Source organism: Gemmiger sp. An120 (assembly GCF_002160955.1).
Taxonomy (GTDB): domain Bacteria; phylum Bacillota; class Clostridia; order Oscillospirales; family Ruminococcaceae; genus Gemmiger_A; species Gemmiger_A avium.
Map to the genome: position 1 here is coordinate 1 of NZ_NFLN01000020.1, position 17,926 is coordinate 17,926.

The window sequence follows — 17,926 nt, forward strand, 5'->3', positions numbered from 1 at the left end:
CTTGGCAAGGTGGCGCTCTACCAGATGAGCTAAAGCCGCAAAATGGTGCCTCCGATCGGAATCGAACCAATGACACGGGGATTTTCAGTCCCCTGCTCTACCAACTGAGCTACAGAGGCCTGTCTGCCGTTGCAGCTTAATCAGTATATCGCGCCCGGCAGAATTTGTCAATACCTTTTTTGAATATTTTTTCTTTTCTTAGTATAGAAAGGCACCAGCGCTGTGTTTGACTGCGCCCGGCGAGACAAACAGGTCGGGGGAAACAACAGAAATTATGATGTACTCAATGTTTTAGACTGTTTCGCAGTTCTGACATTTTACTATATCCATTTTCATCCTCGATATCCAAAGAAAGAATACTCATAGTTTCAATGAGCTCTGAAATATGCGATTGACTGATTTCGGGGCGCAATACCAAATAGCCATATACTTCATTGCAGAAAGTGTAGTTGACGGCTTTATCTGTTCCTTCCGTCAATGAATAGTATGCTTGCTGAAAAGAGCGAAAGGCGGCAACCCCATACCAATAGCTGCTTTCGCAACCATCCGTCTGATATTCCGTAAACTGAGCACAAGCATCAGCGGCACTGGCCTGTGCCAATGCCCTGATATCATTCTTATCATTTTTTTGGCTTTGCCAGAGCAGCGCAAAGATTAAAGTGGAAATGGAAAGGCAAACGATTAAAAAACTTCAAATCGCTTTTTCATATTGTGAACCCCTTTCCCTATATACCGGACCGCATTTACAAACAATACTAGAATTTCTGATCAATAATCTTTATAAATAGAAACATACCACACTCTAAACAATTTTACTATCCCATTGGCAAGAGAGCGGACCAATAACAAAAATACCGCAGAGGAGAAATCCTCTGCGGTATTTGGTCGGAGTGTCATTTAAGGATCTGTGGAAATCCAGTAATATCAATGGTTTGCAAGCAGCAAGCAAGGCTTTTATCCTTAATTAGAAATTAGAGTTCAAAAGGGCCTCTGCTTTTCAATATAATTGTTCAAAAAGCAGAAGCCCTTGAAGTTAATCATTGTCTCGATCTGCGGATTCCATAAGTTCAATTATTCTTCCTTTGCATTCAATAAGTTTATCCCACTGCTCCTCTCCATACCGTTTTTTATATTTTTTCAATATTTCCATCGCATCTTCAACAGCATGGCGGTTGTTAACACAAAATCCTTTCCTTTGAAGCTTTAAATCATATTTGCTAGCTTTTTTTAGTTCGGATTCCGTTAATAAGCCAAAAATATCTCCAGAAATTTTTAACATGTGATGAGATAAATCTATGGTTCGTTGACCCAGATGCTCTGTGCGAAGAGAAGACTGGGAAACTTCAGTGATAAATACCGCCAGTTCTTTGAAATATAACTCTGGTGTTCCAGTTTCAGCGGCTGCTTTAACGGCCTGATTAAAGGGCTCATTTTTGGTTCCATCTTCAAATGTAGTCATCATACTGCGATTTAAGACACTGGAAGATATAGTTCTTTTTGCTGCTTCCGTAATATAGAAAGATAGTTTTGAGAAAGCTTTTCCTAAAAAGGGCAATTTGGCGGTTATTACTCTCTCTGCATCTTGGAGATCTTTAATCAAACCTTTGATCTGTGTGACCTCAACACACTGCTTGAGTCCTGAATAAATTGCTAATCCTTTATAGTTATGGGAAGCTTCATCATTAAGTAGAAACTCAGAAAAATCTTCTAAAGATTGATCAGCAGAATATAATGATTTCAATTCTTCAGCTACACTATTTCCGATAGCAGCAAAGAATGGTTCTGTAAGCAAGAAATTAATATCGTGGCAGATTTGCGGTACTTGGATTATGCTATTTTTGATTTGCAAAAAATACGATCTTCATTTGCTTTTCGATACACATGAATTGCCCACAAAACTGATGCTACTGTTGCTATTGCAGTTAATGCCTGCATTGCAATATCAAGGTACTCTATCATGCAATCGCCCCCCAATTTAATCATAATTCAGTGGAATTTTGAGCTTTTTTCGTTTGCTTACGTTTTTATTTGGCAACTTTTTTTCTAGTTCGCTATCATTGTGTGTAAGACGATTAAATTCTGCGATGCTTATTTTCGAAGAAACTGTATTTCCCAGATATGTTTCTGTAATTACTGATTCAATAGCTAGTTTTAACAAACGCTTAAGGGCTCGTATACCTGGTTCATGAGCATGATTGTCTATAATGTATTCAATAAGCTCTTTTGTAAACTCTACCCCTAAATCTTCAATACGATAATCTTTAATAAGAGACGGTATGAGATATTTGTTTGCGATAATTATTTTTTCTTCACGCGTATATCCTTTGAGCTTAATGATTTCTAAGCGATTCAAAAGAATAGGCGAGAGAGCTTGGAGTGAATTAGCAGTTGCAACAAAAACGATATTTGACAAATCTATTGGTACAGAGATTAAATCATCAATAAATCTACTTCTATTGCTATCGAGAATATCAAGCAAGACATACGCTGGATCTCCATTATTAGAGGAACTCCCCATTTTATCGATTTCATCAAGAAGTATTAGAGGAGAAAAGGTGCCCGTTTGTATAATTCCTTCCACGATGCGCCCCGGTTTAGGTGATTGGTAATTTGTGTCATACCCCCGTAATGGTCCTGCATCAGACATACCAGCTAATGATATTTTAAAAAATTTCCTTTTCATAGCGATGGCTATTGATTCGGCTATCGAAGTTTTACCAACGCCAGGAGGCCCGACAAGCAATAAAACATCGCCATATGAAAGACCTAGATGTTTTTGGCATGCAATATATCTCAAAATCTGATCTTTTATAGGTTGCATGCCATAGTGTGATGCCTCTAGGGTCTCCTTTGCATCTGTGCAGGAGTCGGTTCAAAACGGTTTGGTTGCTATGAGAAAATATTTGAAAAAAGTTCTTTGATTGACCCTGCCACAGAGCCGTTTTTTGTCCTTGGTATATGAGAGGAGTAACATCCGATCAACAACTGAATAGCGGCGGCCCCGAGCTATAGAGCGGGGAGCCAGGCGGCGGGTGCGCTGTGACTTCTCCGACAGAAGAACGAGCGAACAACACCAGCGCCGCAAGTGGGACAAGCCACCCCACGGCCACGATCCGCAGCCGGACAAGCTGGCCGCTTGCCCCTCCGGGCCGCCGCCCCCCTCGGGAGCGTCATACTGAGTATTGCTGTCTTATGACGGGCCAAGGAAATGAGCGTGGCGCTCCCGAAACTTTTATCAAGGAGGAAACCGACATGAAACATGATCCCAAACTGGCGGTCTTGCTTGCCCAGCCGTGGAGCAACAACGCCTGCCGTGGCTATGTCATCTACGCTATGGAAAACTGCGGGTTTTCTCCCACGGACATCCGGCGTGTGGTGGCGGAACTCCATGAGGTCTTTGACTTCTGCGGGCTGGAGGAGGCCCAGCAGCACTTTGAAAACAGCTCCTACTGACCTTGGGACAAGTTGTCCCAAAGTAGAGCAAGGCAAGAGGGCGGCACCGCCGAAGGTGCCGCCTTTTTGCGTTTCCCCACGGGACAAGGGGGACTGTCGGTCATTGTTTCGTGTCACTCTGGAAGGAGGCCCACATGGAAGATCCCGTACCCGTCAAGGAGGAATACACCTATCAAGTCGGCAAGATCCAATTCATCGTCACGCCAGTCTACAAGGACAAAGGCGAGTCCATGCGTGACATCCTGTTGAAGCTGATGCTGGCCGATCTGGAGCCAGCCTAACTGTTCCATCGACATCCTTAACTCGGGCGGTCGGCAGAGGTATAATATACATAGGATGAAGCCTTGCTCGGCTGCTTGGAAAGGAGGACATTGTGAAGCAGTCAAGCAAGAAAATCTCTACCGGCACAGCCGCCCTCTACTGCCGACTGAGCCGTGACGATAACATCTCTGTATCAAGGACGGCGAGGAACGGGGCTTCACCGCCGCTGAGTTCAAGTCGGCGCAGGCCGAGGGCTGGGAGAAGCAATACCAGTATAAGGTGGACAAAAAGAAGGTATATATGGCCCCGTCCCAGGCTGAGAAGTACGGGTATGGGCGGGCTAGCAAATATCCGAAAAGCACAAAGTATGGGCGGCAGAATCCCATCTCTGCGCGGTGGAACAGCGAAGAACAGCTGCTTGCCTGGAGGGAGGCGTGGGCCACAGCGGCGAACCGCTGCCTGGAGCTGGCCGGTCACGACAGCCGCATCGATCACCGCAGCCATGCCGAGCGTGGCCTGGAGGAACGACCTACGATCCACGAGGGCGTAGTTGCCAGAGCCATGGAGAAAAAAGGTATTATCTTTGACCGGTGTGAACTGAACCGGCAGATCAAGGCGGACAATGCCTTGCTCCGGGAGCTGAGGGGACAGGTCAAAAAGCTGGCCCAGACAGTCAAAAATACCATCCCGGCACTTGCCGAGGCCATGGAGAATCTGCGTAAAAATCTGCTGCTGTTCTGTTATCAGCTGGGGTATCTCCGCAAGGGCAAGGAACGCCTGAACGCTTCGCTGAATACGTTGCGCCCTGCCCTCACGCAGTACAATCAGCTGGCAAAGGACATACGGAATAAGATGAAAGAACGCCGCAGTCTGCTCTCCGAGAAAAAGTCATTCCCTGCTGTCCATGTGTTCCGGCACCGGGAACTGGCGGCTAAAATTGCGGCGCTGACAGAGGATCTGGAGGAACTGTGTTCGGAAAAGAACCTGCTTCTGGCGTCGCTGGCATATTCCGAGGAAAATGCTGCCGATCAATTCCCTAAAGACATCGCTGCCATGGAGCAGAACCTGAAACGACTGGAAGAACAGGAGCAGAAATATTCCGCTGAGTTGGATGCTGCCCTGAATGAGTATGCCGGGCTTCGGGAGCAGGCCCAAGGCTTCGACCCGGTGCAGCTGCATGAAGCAAGGCATGCCATCCGCCCCGGCAAGGAGCAGGAAGCGGAGAACCGGGTACAGCAGGTTTACGGCGAGAAGTACAACCCGCTTTTGATGTTTGACAGCAAAAAGGCGGTTTCTCGGATGCTGAATGAAGATATAGAACAGCAGGCAGTACGGAGAATGGTGCGGCAGGCGCAGAAAGAGCACCCGATTTTTAAGTCAAAAAAGATGATAAGGGACAGGAGCGGTGATGCCATTTCTGTCCCTTATCTTTTGTTATTGGTTATAGGTTTACCGTATACAGCGCAGACAGCTATCCCGCTTGGCGCAACACATCCGTCTGCGCTATTGATTTAGGGAAAACATAACAGTAAGTCGTGTTAAAATCAGACATTTAACGGGAATAGAAGTTTGAGAAAAACGCGCTGGGCGTTTTGCTCGCTGTTAAAACTGAAGTATCGCCTCTCGCCGCTCCCATCGTATAGCTCAAACTCTGATTCGGATATTTTCAAGGCGTACTCCAGTTGGTTCAGGGCTGCATATACGGCCAGCTCCCATTCGATTCGGTCGTTCAGCTCCTGTGCGAAAATTCTGTCATAGATCCATGCAAATTCCTCATAATCAATTCCATTTTCCAGGAATTGCAGCCAGAGTCCGACCTTCTGCGGGAAGGATAACACGTCCAGGTAGTCCTGCTGTTCCTGATCTTCTGACAGATTCCCATAACAGTAGCAGGTACTCTGATGTAACCACGGGATGTACTCCCGTTCAAATGCCTCGCGCAGATCCCAATCTGCCACAAGAATCCCGCTCTGTCAGTCCATATGCTGACAGAGCAAGTTCACCATCGCGGCGTCCTCTGTGTTGGCACATTCAATTCGCAGGCAGAGAGAACGGATGCTGTCCGCATAGCAGCCTGAGATTGTTTTTTGAACCGCATAGAATTTCCCGTTTTGCTGGTTCAGCAACAATGCTACCGTTTCCTGTGAAGAAAGTTCTGTGCCAAAGATGCCGATTTTCCATTTTGGTCGGAGAGCAATCAGATACCCGCCAAATGTCTGCCAGAAATCCTGCTCGGAAAACGCAAAATTGCGAAAAAGGATATAGAGGCTATGCGCATCTTTTTTAATTCCAACGCTGGTGACCGGCGTAGCCTGCGCCCAAGTGCAAAGGTCGCACAGAAATTGCAGCAGGAGTTTCCGTGTAATGTTATCCTTAAAATCGGGAACGGGGACTTCTTCCCGCTGCGATTCTTGAGAATAGTGCATCTCCTCCATCGCCGTCCACCTCTGTCACAGAATTCCCATCCGCTGTGCAATCTCGATATTGACTTTGAGCACATTGACAGTCTCCTCGCCAAAGACGCCAAAGACTTTGCCCTGGGTATTTTCTGACACGATATCTTCGATCTCTTCCTCTGTAAGCCCGGACGCTTCAGCGATCCGGGGGATCTGTATTTCGGCGGAAGCCGGGGAAATGTGCGGATCCAGGCCGGAACCGGAGGCCGTCAGCAAATCGGTGGGGATATCCTCCCGATTTACGCCGGGATTTTTCTCCAGAAATGCCTCGATGTCCGCCTCCACGCGTTCGGTCAGCGCCGGATTGGTCGCCGCGTAATTGTTGGAACCGGAACCGATTCCGGGAAATTCCGTGCCGTCATTGTAGTACAGCTTCCCATCCTCCCCTTCCACATATACATTGTAATGATACGCAGAGGGACGGCTCCACATATAATAATCCTCGGTAAATTCCTGGCCGACATATTCCGCGCCTACCGTTTGCCCGTTGACTGTGAGAAGATTCCCGCCTGCCTGGTGAGGGAAAATCAGGGCGGACAGCCCTGTCAGCAGGCAGGGGAACAGCAGGCCGCAGACCAGCATCAGAATAACCGTAACGCCGATTGTTTGACGTGCGCTATGTAATATACGTTTAACAGATTCTTTCATCCCATATCCACCTTTCTTTAAAAACCAACCACACCGATTGCCGTAAGCATCGGAGCAATCAACGTATCAATAATCTTGATTCCGACAAACGGCGTGATGACGCCGCCAAGGCCATAAATCAGCATATTCCGTGCCAGCAGTCGCCCGGAGGACATAGGCCGGTATTTTACGCCCTTCATGGCCAGGGGAATCAGGCAGGGGATAATGATGGCGTTAAAGATCAGTGCTGACAAAATCGCACTGTAGGGCGTCGCCAGGTGCATGATGTTCAAAACGCTCAACTGCGGGATCGCCATCATAAACATGGCGGGAATAATGGCAAAATATTTTGCAATGTCATTGGCGATGGAGAAAGTCGTCAGGCTGCCCCGCGTAATCAGAAGCTGCTTACCAATCTCCACGACCTCCAGAATCTTCGTGGGATCGGAGTCCAGGTCCACCATATTGGCAGCTTCTTTGGCCGCGGTGGTGCCGCTGTTCATGGCAAGGCCCACATTCGCCTGCGCCAGCGCGGGCGCGTCGTTGGTGCCGTCGCCGGTCATGGCAACGATTTTGCCCTCTGCCTGCTCTTTTTTGATGACGTCAATCTTATCTTCCGGCTTGCATTCAGCAATAAAACCGTCCACGCCCGCTTCTTTGGCGATAGTCGCTGCGGTCAGCGGATTGTCGCCGGTACACATAATGGTCTTGATGCCAATGGCGCGCAGGCGCTCAAATCGCTCCACCATGCCGGGCTTCACAGTGTCTTTCAGATAGATAACACCCAGAATTCGGTTGTTTTCACAGACCGTCAGCGGCGTACCGCCAAGGCTGGAAATTTTGTCAACCTGCTCATGCAGGTCGGCGGGGATCGTACCGCCCATAGACTTTACATACTGCTCAATGGCTTCGGCCGCCCCCTTTCGTACTTTTGTGCCGTTGGGCAGGTCCACGCCGCTCATCCGGGTCTGCGCAGTAAATTCAATATATGCAGCGCCCGCCGCGTCCTGGCTCGTATCGCCCAGATGACGGGCAAGCTCCAATGTGGACTTGCCCTCTGGGGTATCGTCATGCAAGCTTGTCAGGGCGGCGCAGCGGATCAGTTCGCTGCGGGAGGCACCTCCCACGGGGAAGAAATCGGCGGCCAGGCGGTTGCCGTAGGTGATGGTACCGGTTTTATCCAGAATCATGGTGTCCACATCGCCGCAGGCCTCCACAGCCTTGCCGGACATAGCGATGACATTGAACCGGGTCACGCGGTCCATACCTGCAATGCCGATGGCGGAAAGCAGGCCGCCAATGGTCGTCGGGATCAGGCATACGCAAAGAGCGATCAGGGTAGAAGTTTGCAGCTGTACGCCGGAATACAGTCCAATCGGATACAGCGTTACGATAACGATCAGAAAAATGATGGTCAAAGAGACCAAAAGCGTATTCAGCGCGATTTCGTTGGGCGTCTTTTTTCGGGAAGCGCCTTCGACCAGAGCGATCATGCGGTCAAGAAAGCTGCTGCCCGGGTCAGAGGTGATGCGGATTTTCAGCCAGTCGGATACGATCGTTGTGCCGCCGGTCACAGAACAGAAATCGCCGCCGGATTCCCGCACCACCGGAGCGGACTCACCTGTGATGGCCGACTCGTCTACCGAAGCGATGCCTTCAATAACTTCTCCGTCTCCGGGGATGATCTCGCCCGCCTTCACCATAACGACATTGCCTTTTTTCAATTCGCTGGACAGAACTGTTTTCTCCGTGCCGTCCTCCAGCAGCAGACGGGCCTGTGTATCCTTCTGCGTCTTTTTCAGACTGGCGGCCTGCGCTTTGCCCCGTCCTTCCGCCACTGATTCTGCGAAGTTTGCGAACAGGACGGTGACAAACAGCACCGCACAGACGATCATATTGTATGCTCTCAAATTTGTACCCGAACCGACATCCCCAAAAAGGCCCGGGAAAAATGAAAGTACAAATGTGATAAAGAAGCCGATTTCCACAACAAACATGACGGGATTTTTCATCATGTAAACAGGATTCAGCTTTGTAAAGGAGCCGATAACTGCTTGGCGTAAAATTGCAGGCGTGACCAGCTTCTGATTCCTTTTGCTCATGGTAAATCCTCCTTATGCCCAAAGGGTCAAATGTTCGGCAACGGGGCCAAGCGCCAGCACGGGGAAGAAGGTCAGCGCCGCAAAGATGTAAACGACAAACACCAAAATGACGGCAAAGCTCATGGTATCGGTATGAAGCGTACCTGCCGATTCACTGACAAACCGCTTTTTCATCAGAGACCCCGCAATTGCAAGCTGCAAGACGATTGGGAGGTAACGGCCGAAGAACATGACAAGACCGGTGGTAATATTCCAGAACAACGTGTTGTCCGCCAGGCCTTCAAATCCGGAGCCGTTGTTGGCTGCCGAAGACGCGAATTCATAGAGCACCTGCGAAAGCCCATGGTAACCGGGGTTGGTGATACCGGCCAGACCGTCCGGCGTAGCTACCGCCAGCGCAGAGAACGTCAGGATCAGCAGCGGGTGAATGATGATGCAGAGGGCCGCCAGCTTCATCTCCCGGCCTTCGATTTTTTTGCCGAGATACTCCGGCGTGCGTCCGATCATCAAACCGCAGATAAAAACGGCCAGGATCGCATAAGTGATTATATTCATAAGACCAACGCCCTTGCCGCCGAATACCACGTTGAGCATCATGTGGAGCAGGGGGATCATGCCGCCCAACGGCGTGAGCGTGTCGTGCATATTGTTGACCGTACCGGTCGTGAAAGACGTTATTGTGGTTGTGAACATCGCGGATTGGGCGATGCCAAACCGCACTTCCTTGCCTTCCATGCTGCCCATGGACTGTGCCAGCCCGACTTCTGCCAGCGCCGGGTTGCCCTGGCTTTCCGCCCAGAAGCAGACCCCCAGCCCAATCAGAAACAGGATTCCCATTGCCATGAAGATGCTTCGGCCTTCACGGCCAAAGATTCTTGCCGTCAGGCTTTCCCGACCTTCGATTTGGGGGATCGCAGCGGCTGCATCATCTGCGACAACCGCAGCCGCCAGATCCCGTTTGCGGTCCCGAACCATCTTGCCGAAGGTGATCACACAGGCTCCGGGAAGGAGCATCATGGAATACAGCTCAATCAAGTTGGAGATGATGGTCGGGTTTTCAATCGGCGTAGCCGAGTTCGCGCCCAAAAATCCGCCGCCGTTTGTGCCGAGATGCTTGATAATTTCCAGCGCCGCCACAGGCCCCATAGCAATCACCTGTTTTGTGCCTTCAATGGTATCCACCACCACATTCCCGGAAAAATTCTGCGGCACGCCCTGCCATACCAGCAGCAGGCCGCCGATAATGGAGAACGGAAGCAACACGCGGATCGTGATGCGAACCAGATCGACAAAGAAGTTTCCGACGTTATCCTTCGTCCTGCCTGCCAGGCCGCGGATGAATGCGATGCAGGCAGCGTAACCGCTGGCGGCGGATACAAACATCATGAATGTGATGACCAGCATCTGCGACAGATAGGACAGCCCCGACTCGCCGGAATAATGCTGCAAATTGGTATTGGTCATAAAGCTGATGATGGTGTTAAAGGAAAGGGATTCCTCCATCGCTCCGATCCCATTGGGATTGAACAGGCCAATACTCTGAATTCTCAGGATTATGTATCCCAGCAGAATCATAATCCCATTGGTTATCACCAGAGAAACGGCATATTTCTTCCAGTTCATTCCATTTTTGGGATTGACGCCGCAGACTTTATAAATAGCGCCGTCCACCCGGTTGAATACCGGATCGGCAAAGGTATATTTTCCGGCGGCAATATGATACACGTAAACTCCTGCCGGGATGACCAGAATCAAATAGATGAGAATGGTCAAGGCAATTTGTAACATCTGATTTTCCTCCTGTTGGACTTAGAATTTTTCCGGGTGAAGAAGTGCATAGACCAAATAAACACCCAGCAGTAAAATGATGATTCCTAAAACAATCATGATTTCCCTCCTTACTCGCTTTTATCCACCTGCTTCTGGCACCATCCGATCAGCAGGATAATGGAACCGATACAGCCTGCCAACACTGCAAACATGATACAATCCATCATAAAGGTCCCCTCCTCTCCGCTTTTCTGGAGAGAATCTTACCATATAAACCGTGAAGATGCTCTTAACATTTCCGGGCAAGGATTAAAAGCATATAAAGGCCCACCAAAACAAAAAGCCGCCCGCAAAAGCGGACGGATCTGAAACGCAGAGTCTATTGACGGATCATCCTGTACCCAACGCCAATGTGGGTCTGAATATACCTGGGGGCAGATGGGTCACGTTCAATCTTTTTGCGCAGGGTGGTCATAAAAACGCGCAGGGAAGGGATATCGGCGGCAAGGGCAGTTCCCCACACCTCTTTCAGAATGTAGTTGCGCGTCAGTACCTTTCCCGTGTTTTTTGCAAGTACGCACAGGAGTTTGTACTCGATGGGGGTGAGGTGGATTTCTTTTCCCCCCATATAAGCGCATCCCGCCGCATAATCAATCCTTAATTCCCCGTTCTGATACAGGGAGGACTGGGATGGCCCGGCAGTCTGGTCGGTTCGGCTGCGGCGCAGGGCCACGCGAAGCCTGGCCAGAAATTCATCAATGCTGAATGGCTTTGTCAGGTAGTCGTCTGCTCCAGCGTCCAATGCCTCCACCTTGTCCTGATCTTCGCTCCGTGCGCTTACAATAATAATGGGCACGCTGCTCCATCCGCGCACCTTGCGGATAATCTCCACACCGTCCATATCGGGCAGCCCCAGATCCAGAATGATAACATCGGGGTTATAGGAGACGGCGTCCAGGAGCGCGTCTGCGCCGTTTTTGGCGGTGTGGTACTGGTATTCCTGTGTATCCAGCGTGGTTCGGATTAAATTGGTGATGGCAGGGTCGTCCTCTACCACAAGAATTTTGGGCTTATACATTTTGAATTTTCACCTCCTCCAAGGGCAGTGTAAAAGAGAACACTGAGCCATGGGGCTGGTTGTCATGAACGGTAATAGACCCGCTGTGCGCCTCTACAATGGATTTGCACAGGCTTAAACCCAGTCCAAGGCCCCGGCGGCTGTCCGCCCCGGCGCTGCCGGTGTTCACTGTATAGAACATATCAAACAGCCGTTGTTTGGCTTCGTCGGATATGCCCGGGCCGTTGTCAGCAATTTCGATGCGGACCATGCTGTTTTCCTTTTTTGCCGACAGGCAGATATCCGAACCTTCAGGCGTATACTTGACGGCGTTGTTCACGATATTGATAATGACCTGTACGATCAGGCGGGCGTCCATATTGGCCATCAGCATATCGTCCTCAAGTTCTACGCGAATCTCGTGTTCCGCAGCCCTGCGATCCACATGGGAAAGCGCTTCATGGAAAATGTCGCCAATCATCTCTGCGTCCCGCCGCAACGGCAGGGTCCCGTTTTCGATTCGGGTGATGGAAAGCAGATTCTCCGTCAGATTGACCAGCCACATGGAATCGTCATAGATGGAACGGTACATTTCCTGTTTTCTATTTTCATTCAGAGAAACGCTTTTTTCCATCAGCATACCGGCGTTGCCGCTGATGGCGGTCAGCGGTGTGCGCAGATCGTGGGAAATGGCCCGCAGCAGGTTGGCCCGCAGCTGTTCACGCTGGGTTTCCATCTCGGCGGCCTGCTTTTCAGCGCGCAGTTTGCGGCGCTCCAAAATCAGGCCGCATTCGTCCAGCATGGCGATCATCAGGTTTTTTTCAAAAGTATCCAACGGCGGATAAAACTTGGATGGTATGCCGACCACCGCCATGACCTCCTGATTGCCCCGGACGGACAGATACAGATTTTGCGCATGAGAAAGGGTGCTGGTCGTAGCGCCCGCGTGCTTATCGTTTTTGGCGACCCATTCCGCCACCCCAAGCTCTTCGGCAGTCAGCCTGCCCATGGTCTGTTCTGATTCAGAGGCTGGGACCGCATGAAATCGGAGCTGTCTATCCTTTTCCAGCAGTGCATACAACACTGGACGTCCCAGAAGAGATTGGAGCTGCTGCGCGGCAATCCGGATGATTTCCTGTTCGCTTTGGCCCTGCTGCATTTTTTGATTGCTGCTCATCAGGAGTTCCATATAATAGGCCCGTTGAGCAGATTGCCGCCCCTGCCTTTTCACGCGGGTAGCCAGAGAGCAGGAAAGACAACTTGCCAGCATCATCACTAGAAAGGTGATCGGGTAGTTCGGGTCGAGCGCTGTCAGGGAAAAACGCGGAATTGTAAAGAAAAAGTTAAAGGAGACTACGCTTAGTAGTGAAACCAAAACCCCGTAGAAATACCCGTTCGTCCAAACCGCTGTGAGCAGAACCCCCAATAGGTAGACAATGATGATGTTCGCTTCACGCAGGCCGAGTTCATAAAACAAAAAACTGATCCCCGTAGCGGCAAGGGTGAGCAGGAGGGATTTCCCTAAATCCTTCCAATCAAATTTCTGTTCCGGTTTGCGAAGCAGTGCCCTTTTTTTCTTATATAGAGGTTGGACATCCGGAATGATATAGACGTCCACATCCTCCATCCTGCTGGTAAGCCGGTCCACCAGCGGCTTGCTTTTCATAAAAAGGGATGCAGAGTGGTTTGTGCGCCCCAGCACGATTTTTGTGACGCCGCTTACCTTGGCATATTCGGCGATTTGCACAGCCGGGTCGTCCCCATACACGGTGGCGATCCGCGCTCCCAACTGTTCAGCCAGACGCATATTGTCCCGCAGGCGTTTCAGATTTTCGCCCTTCAGATCCCTGGTCTCGGGAGTTTCTACAAACAGCGCCGTGAATCCGCTGTGAAAGGCCTCAGCCATGCGGGCTGCCGTGCGGATCACCTTTGCGTTGGATGGCGCACTGGAAAGGCAGGTGAGAATGTGTTCCCCGGCTTTGGCGGCAGTCTCATTTTCCGCTTTCTGGGCTTTTTTGCTTAGTTGGTCAGCGGTGCGGCGCAGCGCAATTTCACGAAGGGCCGCCAGATTATCCCTTGTGAAGAAGTGATTCAAGGCACGGGAAGCCTGCTGCTTTTGGTAGACTTTTCCGGATTGCAGCCGCAGGATCAAGTCGTCCGGCTCGATATCCACTAATTCTACCTGGTCGGCGGAGTCAAAAATCGAATCAGGGATACGCTCGCTGACGGCAATATGAGTGATGGAGGCCACCAGATCATTCAGGGATTCCAGATGCTGAACATTAACGGTGGTGTACACACTGATACCGGCTCGCAGCAGTTCCTCCACATCCTGATATCGTTTTGAATGGCGGCACCCGGCAGCATTGCTATGGGCAAGCTCATCTACCAGCAGGATATTGGGGCGGCGCTGTAAGGCGGCATCCAAATCCAGCTCCTTGAGGGAGATTCCCTTATATTCAACTATTTTTTCGGGCAGCTGTTCTAGCCCTTCCAGCAATGCCAATGTATCGGGGCGGGTGTGACGTTCAATGTAGCCCACAACAACGTCTATCCCTCTGTTTTGAGCCTGGTGAGCGGCCTCCAGCATAGCATAAGTCTTGCCGACACCCGCAGCATATCCAAAAAAGATTTTTAAATGTCCTTTTTGAAAAGCTCCTGGGCGGTATTGATTTTGCGCCTGATAATTTTCCAACCCTGCATCTCTCCCCGCCTGTTACAATAAATTTGTCCTCTAGGTAATTTATTATAGCATAAGAGACCTTGTTATGCCATAAAGATGGCAAGACTGACATTAAGACGAAATTAAGATACCTATGGGACATGAGGTATAATTTACCCTTGACAAATCTCTTTCCAAAAGAAAATTCTCCAAAAGGCCGCCAAGGACAAGGGTTATACCGATACCATCTTTTTCGTGGATGACGGTATCACCGGCACTACCATGAAGCGCCCCGGCTTTCAGAAAATGATCGCCGCAATCGAGGCCGGGTACATCTCGGCGGTGTTTGTGAAAGACCTCTCCCGGCTGGGCCGGAACTACATTGAGGTTGGCAAGCTCACCGAGGAATTTTTCCCGCTCCATGATGTGCGGCTGGTGGCCGTTTCCGATGGCGTGGACAGCAACGAAGGCGAGGACGATTTCACCCCGTTCAAGAACATTATGAATGAGTACTACGCCAAGGACATCTCCAAGAAGCGCCGGATCGTCAACAAGATGAAAGGAAACGCTGGGATTCCTCTTTCACCGCCGCCCTATGGCTACATGAAAAACCCGGACGATCCCCGTTTTTGGGTCATTGACCCGGAGGCTGCCGAGGTGGTGCGCTGCATCTACCGTCTGGCCTTGGAGGGAAACGGCCCCTTGCAGATTGCCACGGCGCTGGGGACGATGGGGGCTCTGAACCCTTCGGCCTATCGAACCAGCAAGGGAATCAGCAAGGGCGGCTCCAAAAGTACGCTGGAGCCTACCAAGTGGAACCATACCACCGTCAAGAAAATCCTCACCTTGCAGGAATACTGCGGCGATGTGGTCAACTTCAAAACCTACTCCAAGTCCTACAAGATGAAACGCCGGATTGAAAACCCGGAAGAAAACCGGGCAATCTTCCTCAATGTCCATGAGCCTGTCATTGACCGTGTGACTTGGGAAAAGGTACAAAGCCTGCAAACTTCCCGGCGCAGACGGCCTACCGTCACGCAGGAGTCCAGCGCCTTTTGCGGTTATCTAAAATGCCCGGAGTGCGGCGGCAATTTGAATTTCCATTTTAACCAGGGCAAACACGACATCAAGTTTTTCAGTTGCCGCAACCACAATTCCGGGCTCCGCAAATGCTCGTCCACCCACTATATTCGGCTGGACTTCTTGGAACAGGTCGTGCTCTATGAGGTACACCGGCTGGCTTGCTTTGCTAATGAGTATGAAAGCGACTTTATCAAGGCGATGGTTGGCCGCTCCGCCAAGGTGGTGGAAAATGACCGGGTACGCAAGAAGCGGGAGCTGGACGGGCTGCTGGCCTGGGACAAGGAACTGGATATGCTCTTTGAACGGCTTTACGAGGACAATGTGTCCGGCAAGATCGACGATGCCCGGTTTGCCAAAATGTCCAAGCGATATGAGCAGGAGCAGGGCGAGAACGCCGGACGGATCAAGGCGCTGCGGTTGGAGCTGAAAAAGCTGGAAGATAAGCGGATGGATGTGGACACCTTTCTGGAAACGGTGCGTCGCTACACCGACGCAACCACCATCACCAAGCGCATGGTTGCCGAGCTCATTCAGTACATCGAGGTTTATCCGGCGGTCAAGGAGGACGGTGTTACCAATCAGCGGGTGACGATCCACTACAACTGCATTGGTGCGTTTGAGGTGCCGGATCGCCGGAAAATCCCCGAGCGGGACATTCTTTTGGAAACGAGAAAAGGCGTAGCATTAAGCTACGCCCCCACACAGATCGCTATGTAGATTTGGAAATAAAAAATGCGGAGTATCATCAGCAGACCTTTTCAGATCCTTTAATGATACTCCGCATGGTCGGAGTGGCGGGATTTGAACCCACGGCTTCCTAGTCCCGAACCAGGCGCGCTACCAACTGCGCTACACCCCGAAAAAAATGGCAGCAGCTCGTAAAAACACGCTGCTGCCGGTGGTTGGGGAAGAAGGATTCGAACCCTCACAAACAGAGTCAGAGTCTGTCGTGCTACCCTTACACAATTCCCCATTGGTCTTTGTGCGGCGCTCCGTTTCCGGAGTGCTCTATTATTATAGCTAACCCCCATGGATTTGTCAACAGGTAATTTCAAATTTTTTGAAAAATTTGGCGAAGCCATTTTTGCGGCTTTTTAGCATAGAATTCCGGGCCTGCAACATACTGAAACAGGAGGTGATCATTATGAGCACACACAAGCACGCATTGGATCAACGTATCTATAAAGTACAGGCGCAGGCGCGGGCGGAAAGCCTGAACGCGCTGCCGGCTGCCCGCCGTGCTGCGCAGGCCCGGGCGGAGGGCACACTGCGTCCGGAGGAATACTTTACCCAGCGACAGCTGATCCACAAGCCGCACCGCGTGGAGGAAGCCCGTTCCACGGTGGACAGCCGCCTGCGCAGCAAGGAAGAGTTTCCCCAGGGCTGATCTGAGCCTAAAAAGCAAGCGGCCGCCTCTCCGGATGTTTTCCGGAGAGGCGGCCGCTTGGGCGGTCAATGCCAATAAGAAGTATACTTATTCAAATACAAAGATGTCCTCAATAGGGGCCTGTACCGCCCGGGAAATATCAATGGCCAGTTTCAGGGAGGGGTTGTATTGCGCCTTTTCCAGCCGCATGATGGTCTCCCGGCGTACACCCACCTTTTCTGCCAGCTGTTCCTGGGTCAGTCCCTTGGCCACCCGGTAGGCCTTGAGATTGCAAACAAATTCTGCGCCCATGGGGTCACTCCTGTTTTTCGTAGCGGTAGAGCAGGTACTGGCTCAGAAAGGCGACCAGACCGCAGATCAGGGAACAGCCAGCGGTCATGAATACGGCACACCATTCCAGGTCGTGGGAAAGCATGCCGGTGTCCGCCAGGCAGACCATCAGGGCCAGAAGAACAAAACCTGTGCGCAGGGCGGCAAGTTCCGCGCGCTGACGGTTTTGTGCGAACATTTCATCTTCCAGTGTATGGGAGAGCTTGCCCTCATAGAAGAACCCAAAGAAACCAAAGCAGGCGAAAAAGATAAACGGAAAGATCACGCCGTCCTGGCTGTAGGTCCAGAACCCCAGAAATCCGGCAAACCCCGCAAAGCCGGCCAGCCCCAGAGCGGGCGGGAGCCGCCGGGTGTAGGTGCGGGCGGCCGGAGGGGACTGCAGGGCCAGCCGGGTAAAGAAAACCGACAGGCATACAATATACACAAGCAGCAGCACCCCCACGATCAGCATCGGCAGATCGCGGACGGAAAACTGGTAGGTGCTCAGATCGGTAAGATAAACCATGCGTCCTTCATTGAACAGCAGGGAATAGGCGACGGCAGCGCACATCAGAACGATTAGAACCGTGCCGGCCGCGATGATCCGCTTGATTTGCTTGCGTGACATAACGAACCCCTCCGATGTGATGTATTTGTATCTTTGTGAGATAAATATATCACATTGATACAGGCAAAGTCAAGGAACTTATGCAACATTTGTGTGTGTTCCGGGCTTTTTTGTACAGCCGCCATATTTCG

The 17,926-nt window shown here is 50.8% G+C and carries 19 protein-coding genes and 3 tRNA genes; 5 read left to right on the forward strand and 17 right to left on the reverse strand.

Annotated elements, in window-relative coordinates:
* Positions 1-43 precede the first annotated feature (43 nt).
* The 5 genes from B5E65_RS13185 to B5E65_RS13195 all read right to left on the reverse strand — a co-directional run bounded on the left by B5E65_RS13185 (position 44) and on the right by B5E65_RS13195 (position 2,821).
* Positions 44-119: transfer RNA gene (locus tag B5E65_RS13185), tRNA-Phe, on the reverse strand.
* 164 nt (positions 120-283) lie between these two features.
* Positions 284-601, reverse strand: a complete 318-nt coding sequence (locus B5E65_RS16085) for a hypothetical protein (protein ID WP_143403030.1) — start codon at positions 599-601, stop codon at positions 284-286.
* Positions 602-1,033: 432 nt separating this feature from the next.
* Entirely contained in the window at positions 1,034-1,849 is an 816-nt protein-coding gene (locus B5E65_RS16090; RefSeq protein WP_143403031.1) for a hypothetical protein, read from the reverse strand.
* Complete coding sequence (locus B5E65_RS16740; RefSeq protein WP_275532875.1) at positions 1,828-1,959, reverse strand: hypothetical protein; 132 nt, start codon at positions 1,957-1,959, stop codon at positions 1,828-1,830. Before B5E65_RS16740 ends, B5E65_RS16090 begins: the two co-directional genes overlap by 22 nt.
* A 16-nt stretch (positions 1,960-1,975) precedes the next feature.
* On the reverse strand, positions 1,976-2,821 hold the full coding sequence (locus B5E65_RS13195; protein WP_087172238.1) for an AAA family ATPase: 846 nt from the start codon (positions 2,819-2,821) through the stop codon (positions 1,976-1,978).
* A 431-nt stretch (positions 2,822-3,252) separates the two neighbouring features.
* Between B5E65_RS13195 and B5E65_RS13200 the strand changes: the two genes are divergently transcribed.
* From B5E65_RS13200 to B5E65_RS13205, 3 genes are all read left to right on the forward strand, one after another.
* Positions 3,253-3,453: a hypothetical protein gene (locus tag B5E65_RS13200; protein ID WP_087172239.1), complete on the forward strand. Its 201-nt coding sequence runs from the start codon at positions 3,253-3,255 to the stop codon at positions 3,451-3,453.
* A 134-nt stretch (positions 3,454-3,587) separates the two neighbouring features.
* Entirely contained in the window at positions 3,588-3,734 is a 147-nt protein-coding gene (locus B5E65_RS16350; RefSeq protein WP_006573143.1) for a hypothetical protein, read from the forward strand.
* Positions 3,735-4,014: 280 nt separating this feature from the next.
* Complete coding sequence (locus B5E65_RS13205; RefSeq protein WP_343286406.1) at positions 4,015-5,229, forward strand: MobA/MobL family protein; 1,215 nt, start codon at positions 4,015-4,017, stop codon at positions 5,227-5,229.
* A 29-nt stretch (positions 5,230-5,258) separates the two neighbouring features.
* On the opposite strand, the gene B5E65_RS13210 is transcribed toward B5E65_RS13205, so the two are convergent.
* The 8 genes from B5E65_RS13210 to B5E65_RS13245 form a co-directional block, all read right to left on the reverse strand.
* On the reverse strand, positions 5,259-5,672 hold the full coding sequence (locus B5E65_RS13210) for a hypothetical protein (RefSeq protein WP_087172240.1): 414 nt from the start codon (positions 5,670-5,672) through the stop codon (positions 5,259-5,261).
* Between the two features lie 15 nt (positions 5,673-5,687).
* On the reverse strand, positions 5,688-6,149 hold the full coding sequence (locus B5E65_RS13215) for a hypothetical protein (RefSeq protein WP_087172241.1): 462 nt from the start codon (positions 6,147-6,149) through the stop codon (positions 5,688-5,690).
* 15 nt (positions 6,150-6,164) lie between these two features.
* A complete protein-coding gene (gene kdpC, locus B5E65_RS13220) occupies positions 6,165-6,818 on the reverse strand; it encodes a potassium-transporting ATPase subunit KdpC (protein ID WP_087172242.1) in 654 nt (217 codons plus the stop codon).
* A 17-nt stretch (positions 6,819-6,835) separates the two neighbouring features.
* Positions 6,836-8,899: a potassium-transporting ATPase subunit KdpB gene (gene kdpB / locus B5E65_RS13225; protein ID WP_087172243.1), complete on the reverse strand. Its 2,064-nt coding sequence runs from the start codon at positions 8,897-8,899 to the stop codon at positions 6,836-6,838.
* Between the two features lie 12 nt (positions 8,900-8,911).
* Positions 8,912-10,687 carry a potassium-transporting ATPase subunit KdpA gene (locus B5E65_RS13230; protein WP_087172244.1) on the reverse strand — a complete coding sequence of 592 codons (1,776 nt, stop codon included), beginning with the start codon at positions 10,685-10,687 and terminating at the stop codon, positions 8,912-8,914.
* 21 nt (positions 10,688-10,708) lie between these two features.
* Complete coding sequence (kdpF, locus tag B5E65_RS16860) at positions 10,709-10,786, reverse strand: K(+)-transporting ATPase subunit F (RefSeq protein ID WP_087154834.1); 78 nt, start codon at positions 10,784-10,786, stop codon at positions 10,709-10,711.
* Between the two features lie 262 nt (positions 10,787-11,048).
* Positions 11,049-11,747, reverse strand: coding sequence for a response regulator (locus B5E65_RS13240; RefSeq protein WP_087172245.1), 699 nt, complete (start codon positions 11,745-11,747; stop codon positions 11,049-11,051).
* Entirely contained in the window at positions 11,740-14,421 is a 2,682-nt protein-coding gene (locus tag B5E65_RS13245; protein WP_242957559.1) for a sensor histidine kinase, read from the reverse strand. Before B5E65_RS13245 ends, B5E65_RS13240 begins: the two co-directional genes overlap by 8 nt.
* A gap of 171 nt (positions 14,422-14,592) precedes the next feature.
* Between B5E65_RS13245 and B5E65_RS13250 the strand changes: the two genes are divergently transcribed.
* Positions 14,593-16,188 carry a recombinase family protein gene (locus tag B5E65_RS13250; protein WP_275532877.1) on the forward strand — a complete coding sequence of 532 codons (1,596 nt, stop codon included), beginning with the start codon at positions 14,593-14,595 and terminating at the stop codon, positions 16,186-16,188.
* A 66-nt stretch (positions 16,189-16,254) separates the two neighbouring features.
* On the opposite strand, the gene B5E65_RS13255 is transcribed toward B5E65_RS13250, so the two are convergent.
* Positions 16,255-16,330, reverse strand: a tRNA-Pro gene (locus B5E65_RS13255).
* Between the two features lie 40 nt (positions 16,331-16,370).
* Positions 16,371-16,444 (reverse strand) — tRNA-Gln (locus B5E65_RS13260).
* Between the two features lie 171 nt (positions 16,445-16,615).
* On the opposite strand from B5E65_RS13260, the gene B5E65_RS13265 reads away from it, so the two are divergent.
* Positions 16,616-16,858 carry a hypothetical protein gene (locus tag B5E65_RS13265; protein ID WP_087172246.1) on the forward strand — a complete coding sequence of 81 codons (243 nt, stop codon included), beginning with the start codon at positions 16,616-16,618 and terminating at the stop codon, positions 16,856-16,858.
* 87 nt (positions 16,859-16,945) lie between these two features.
* On the opposite strand, the gene B5E65_RS13270 is transcribed toward B5E65_RS13265, so the two are convergent.
* Together B5E65_RS13270 and B5E65_RS13275 are read right to left on the reverse strand one after the other, a co-directional pair.
* Positions 16,946-17,149: a helix-turn-helix transcriptional regulator gene (locus B5E65_RS13270; RefSeq protein WP_087172247.1), complete on the reverse strand. Its 204-nt coding sequence runs from the start codon at positions 17,147-17,149 to the stop codon at positions 16,946-16,948.
* A gap of 4 nt (positions 17,150-17,153) precedes the next feature.
* Positions 17,154-17,795: a DUF3796 domain-containing protein gene (locus B5E65_RS13275; protein ID WP_087172248.1), complete on the reverse strand. Its 642-nt coding sequence runs from the start codon at positions 17,793-17,795 to the stop codon at positions 17,154-17,156.
* Positions 17,796-17,926: the final 131 nt, after the last annotated feature.

Coding starts and splice junctions, on each gene's coding strand:
- B5E65_RS16740 (WP_275532875.1), bottom strand. CDS start 1,959: ATGATAGAGTACCTTGATATTGCAATGCAGGCATTAACTGCAATAGCA.
- B5E65_RS13195 (WP_087172238.1), bottom strand. CDS start 2,821: ATGCAACCTATAAAAGATCAGATTTTGAGATATATTGCATGCCAAAAA.
- B5E65_RS13200 (WP_087172239.1), top strand. CDS start 3,253: ATGAAACATGATCCCAAACTGGCGGTCTTGCTTGCCCAGCCGTGGAGC.
- B5E65_RS16350 (WP_006573143.1), top strand. CDS start 3,588: ATGGAAGATCCCGTACCCGTCAAGGAGGAATACACCTATCAAGTCGGC.
- B5E65_RS13205 (WP_343286406.1), top strand. CDS start 4,015: ATGGCCCCGTCCCAGGCTGAGAAGTACGGGTATGGGCGGGCTAGCAAA.
- B5E65_RS13215 (WP_087172241.1), bottom strand. CDS start 6,149: ATGGAGGAGATGCACTATTCTCAAGAATCGCAGCGGGAAGAAGTCCCC.
- kdpC (WP_087172242.1), bottom strand. CDS start 6,818: ATGAAAGAATCTGTTAAACGTATATTACATAGCGCACGTCAAACAATC.
- kdpB (WP_087172243.1), bottom strand. CDS start 8,899: ATGAGCAAAAGGAATCAGAAGCTGGTCACGCCTGCAATTTTACGCCAA.
- B5E65_RS13230 (WP_087172244.1), bottom strand. CDS start 10,687: ATGTTACAAATTGCCTTGACCATTCTCATCTATTTGATTCTGGTCATC.
- kdpF (WP_087154834.1), bottom strand. CDS start 10,786: ATGATTGTTTTAGGAATCATCATTTTACTGCTGGGTGTTTATTTGGTC.
- B5E65_RS13240 (WP_087172245.1), bottom strand. CDS start 11,747: ATGTATAAGCCCAAAATTCTTGTGGTAGAGGACGACCCTGCCATCACC.
- B5E65_RS13265 (WP_087172246.1), top strand. CDS start 16,616: ATGAGCACACACAAGCACGCATTGGATCAACGTATCTATAAAGTACAG.
- B5E65_RS13270 (WP_087172247.1), bottom strand. CDS start 17,149: ATGGGCGCAGAATTTGTTTGCAATCTCAAGGCCTACCGGGTGGCCAAG.
- B5E65_RS13275 (WP_087172248.1), bottom strand. CDS start 17,795: ATGTCACGCAAGCAAATCAAGCGGATCATCGCGGCCGGCACGGTTCTA.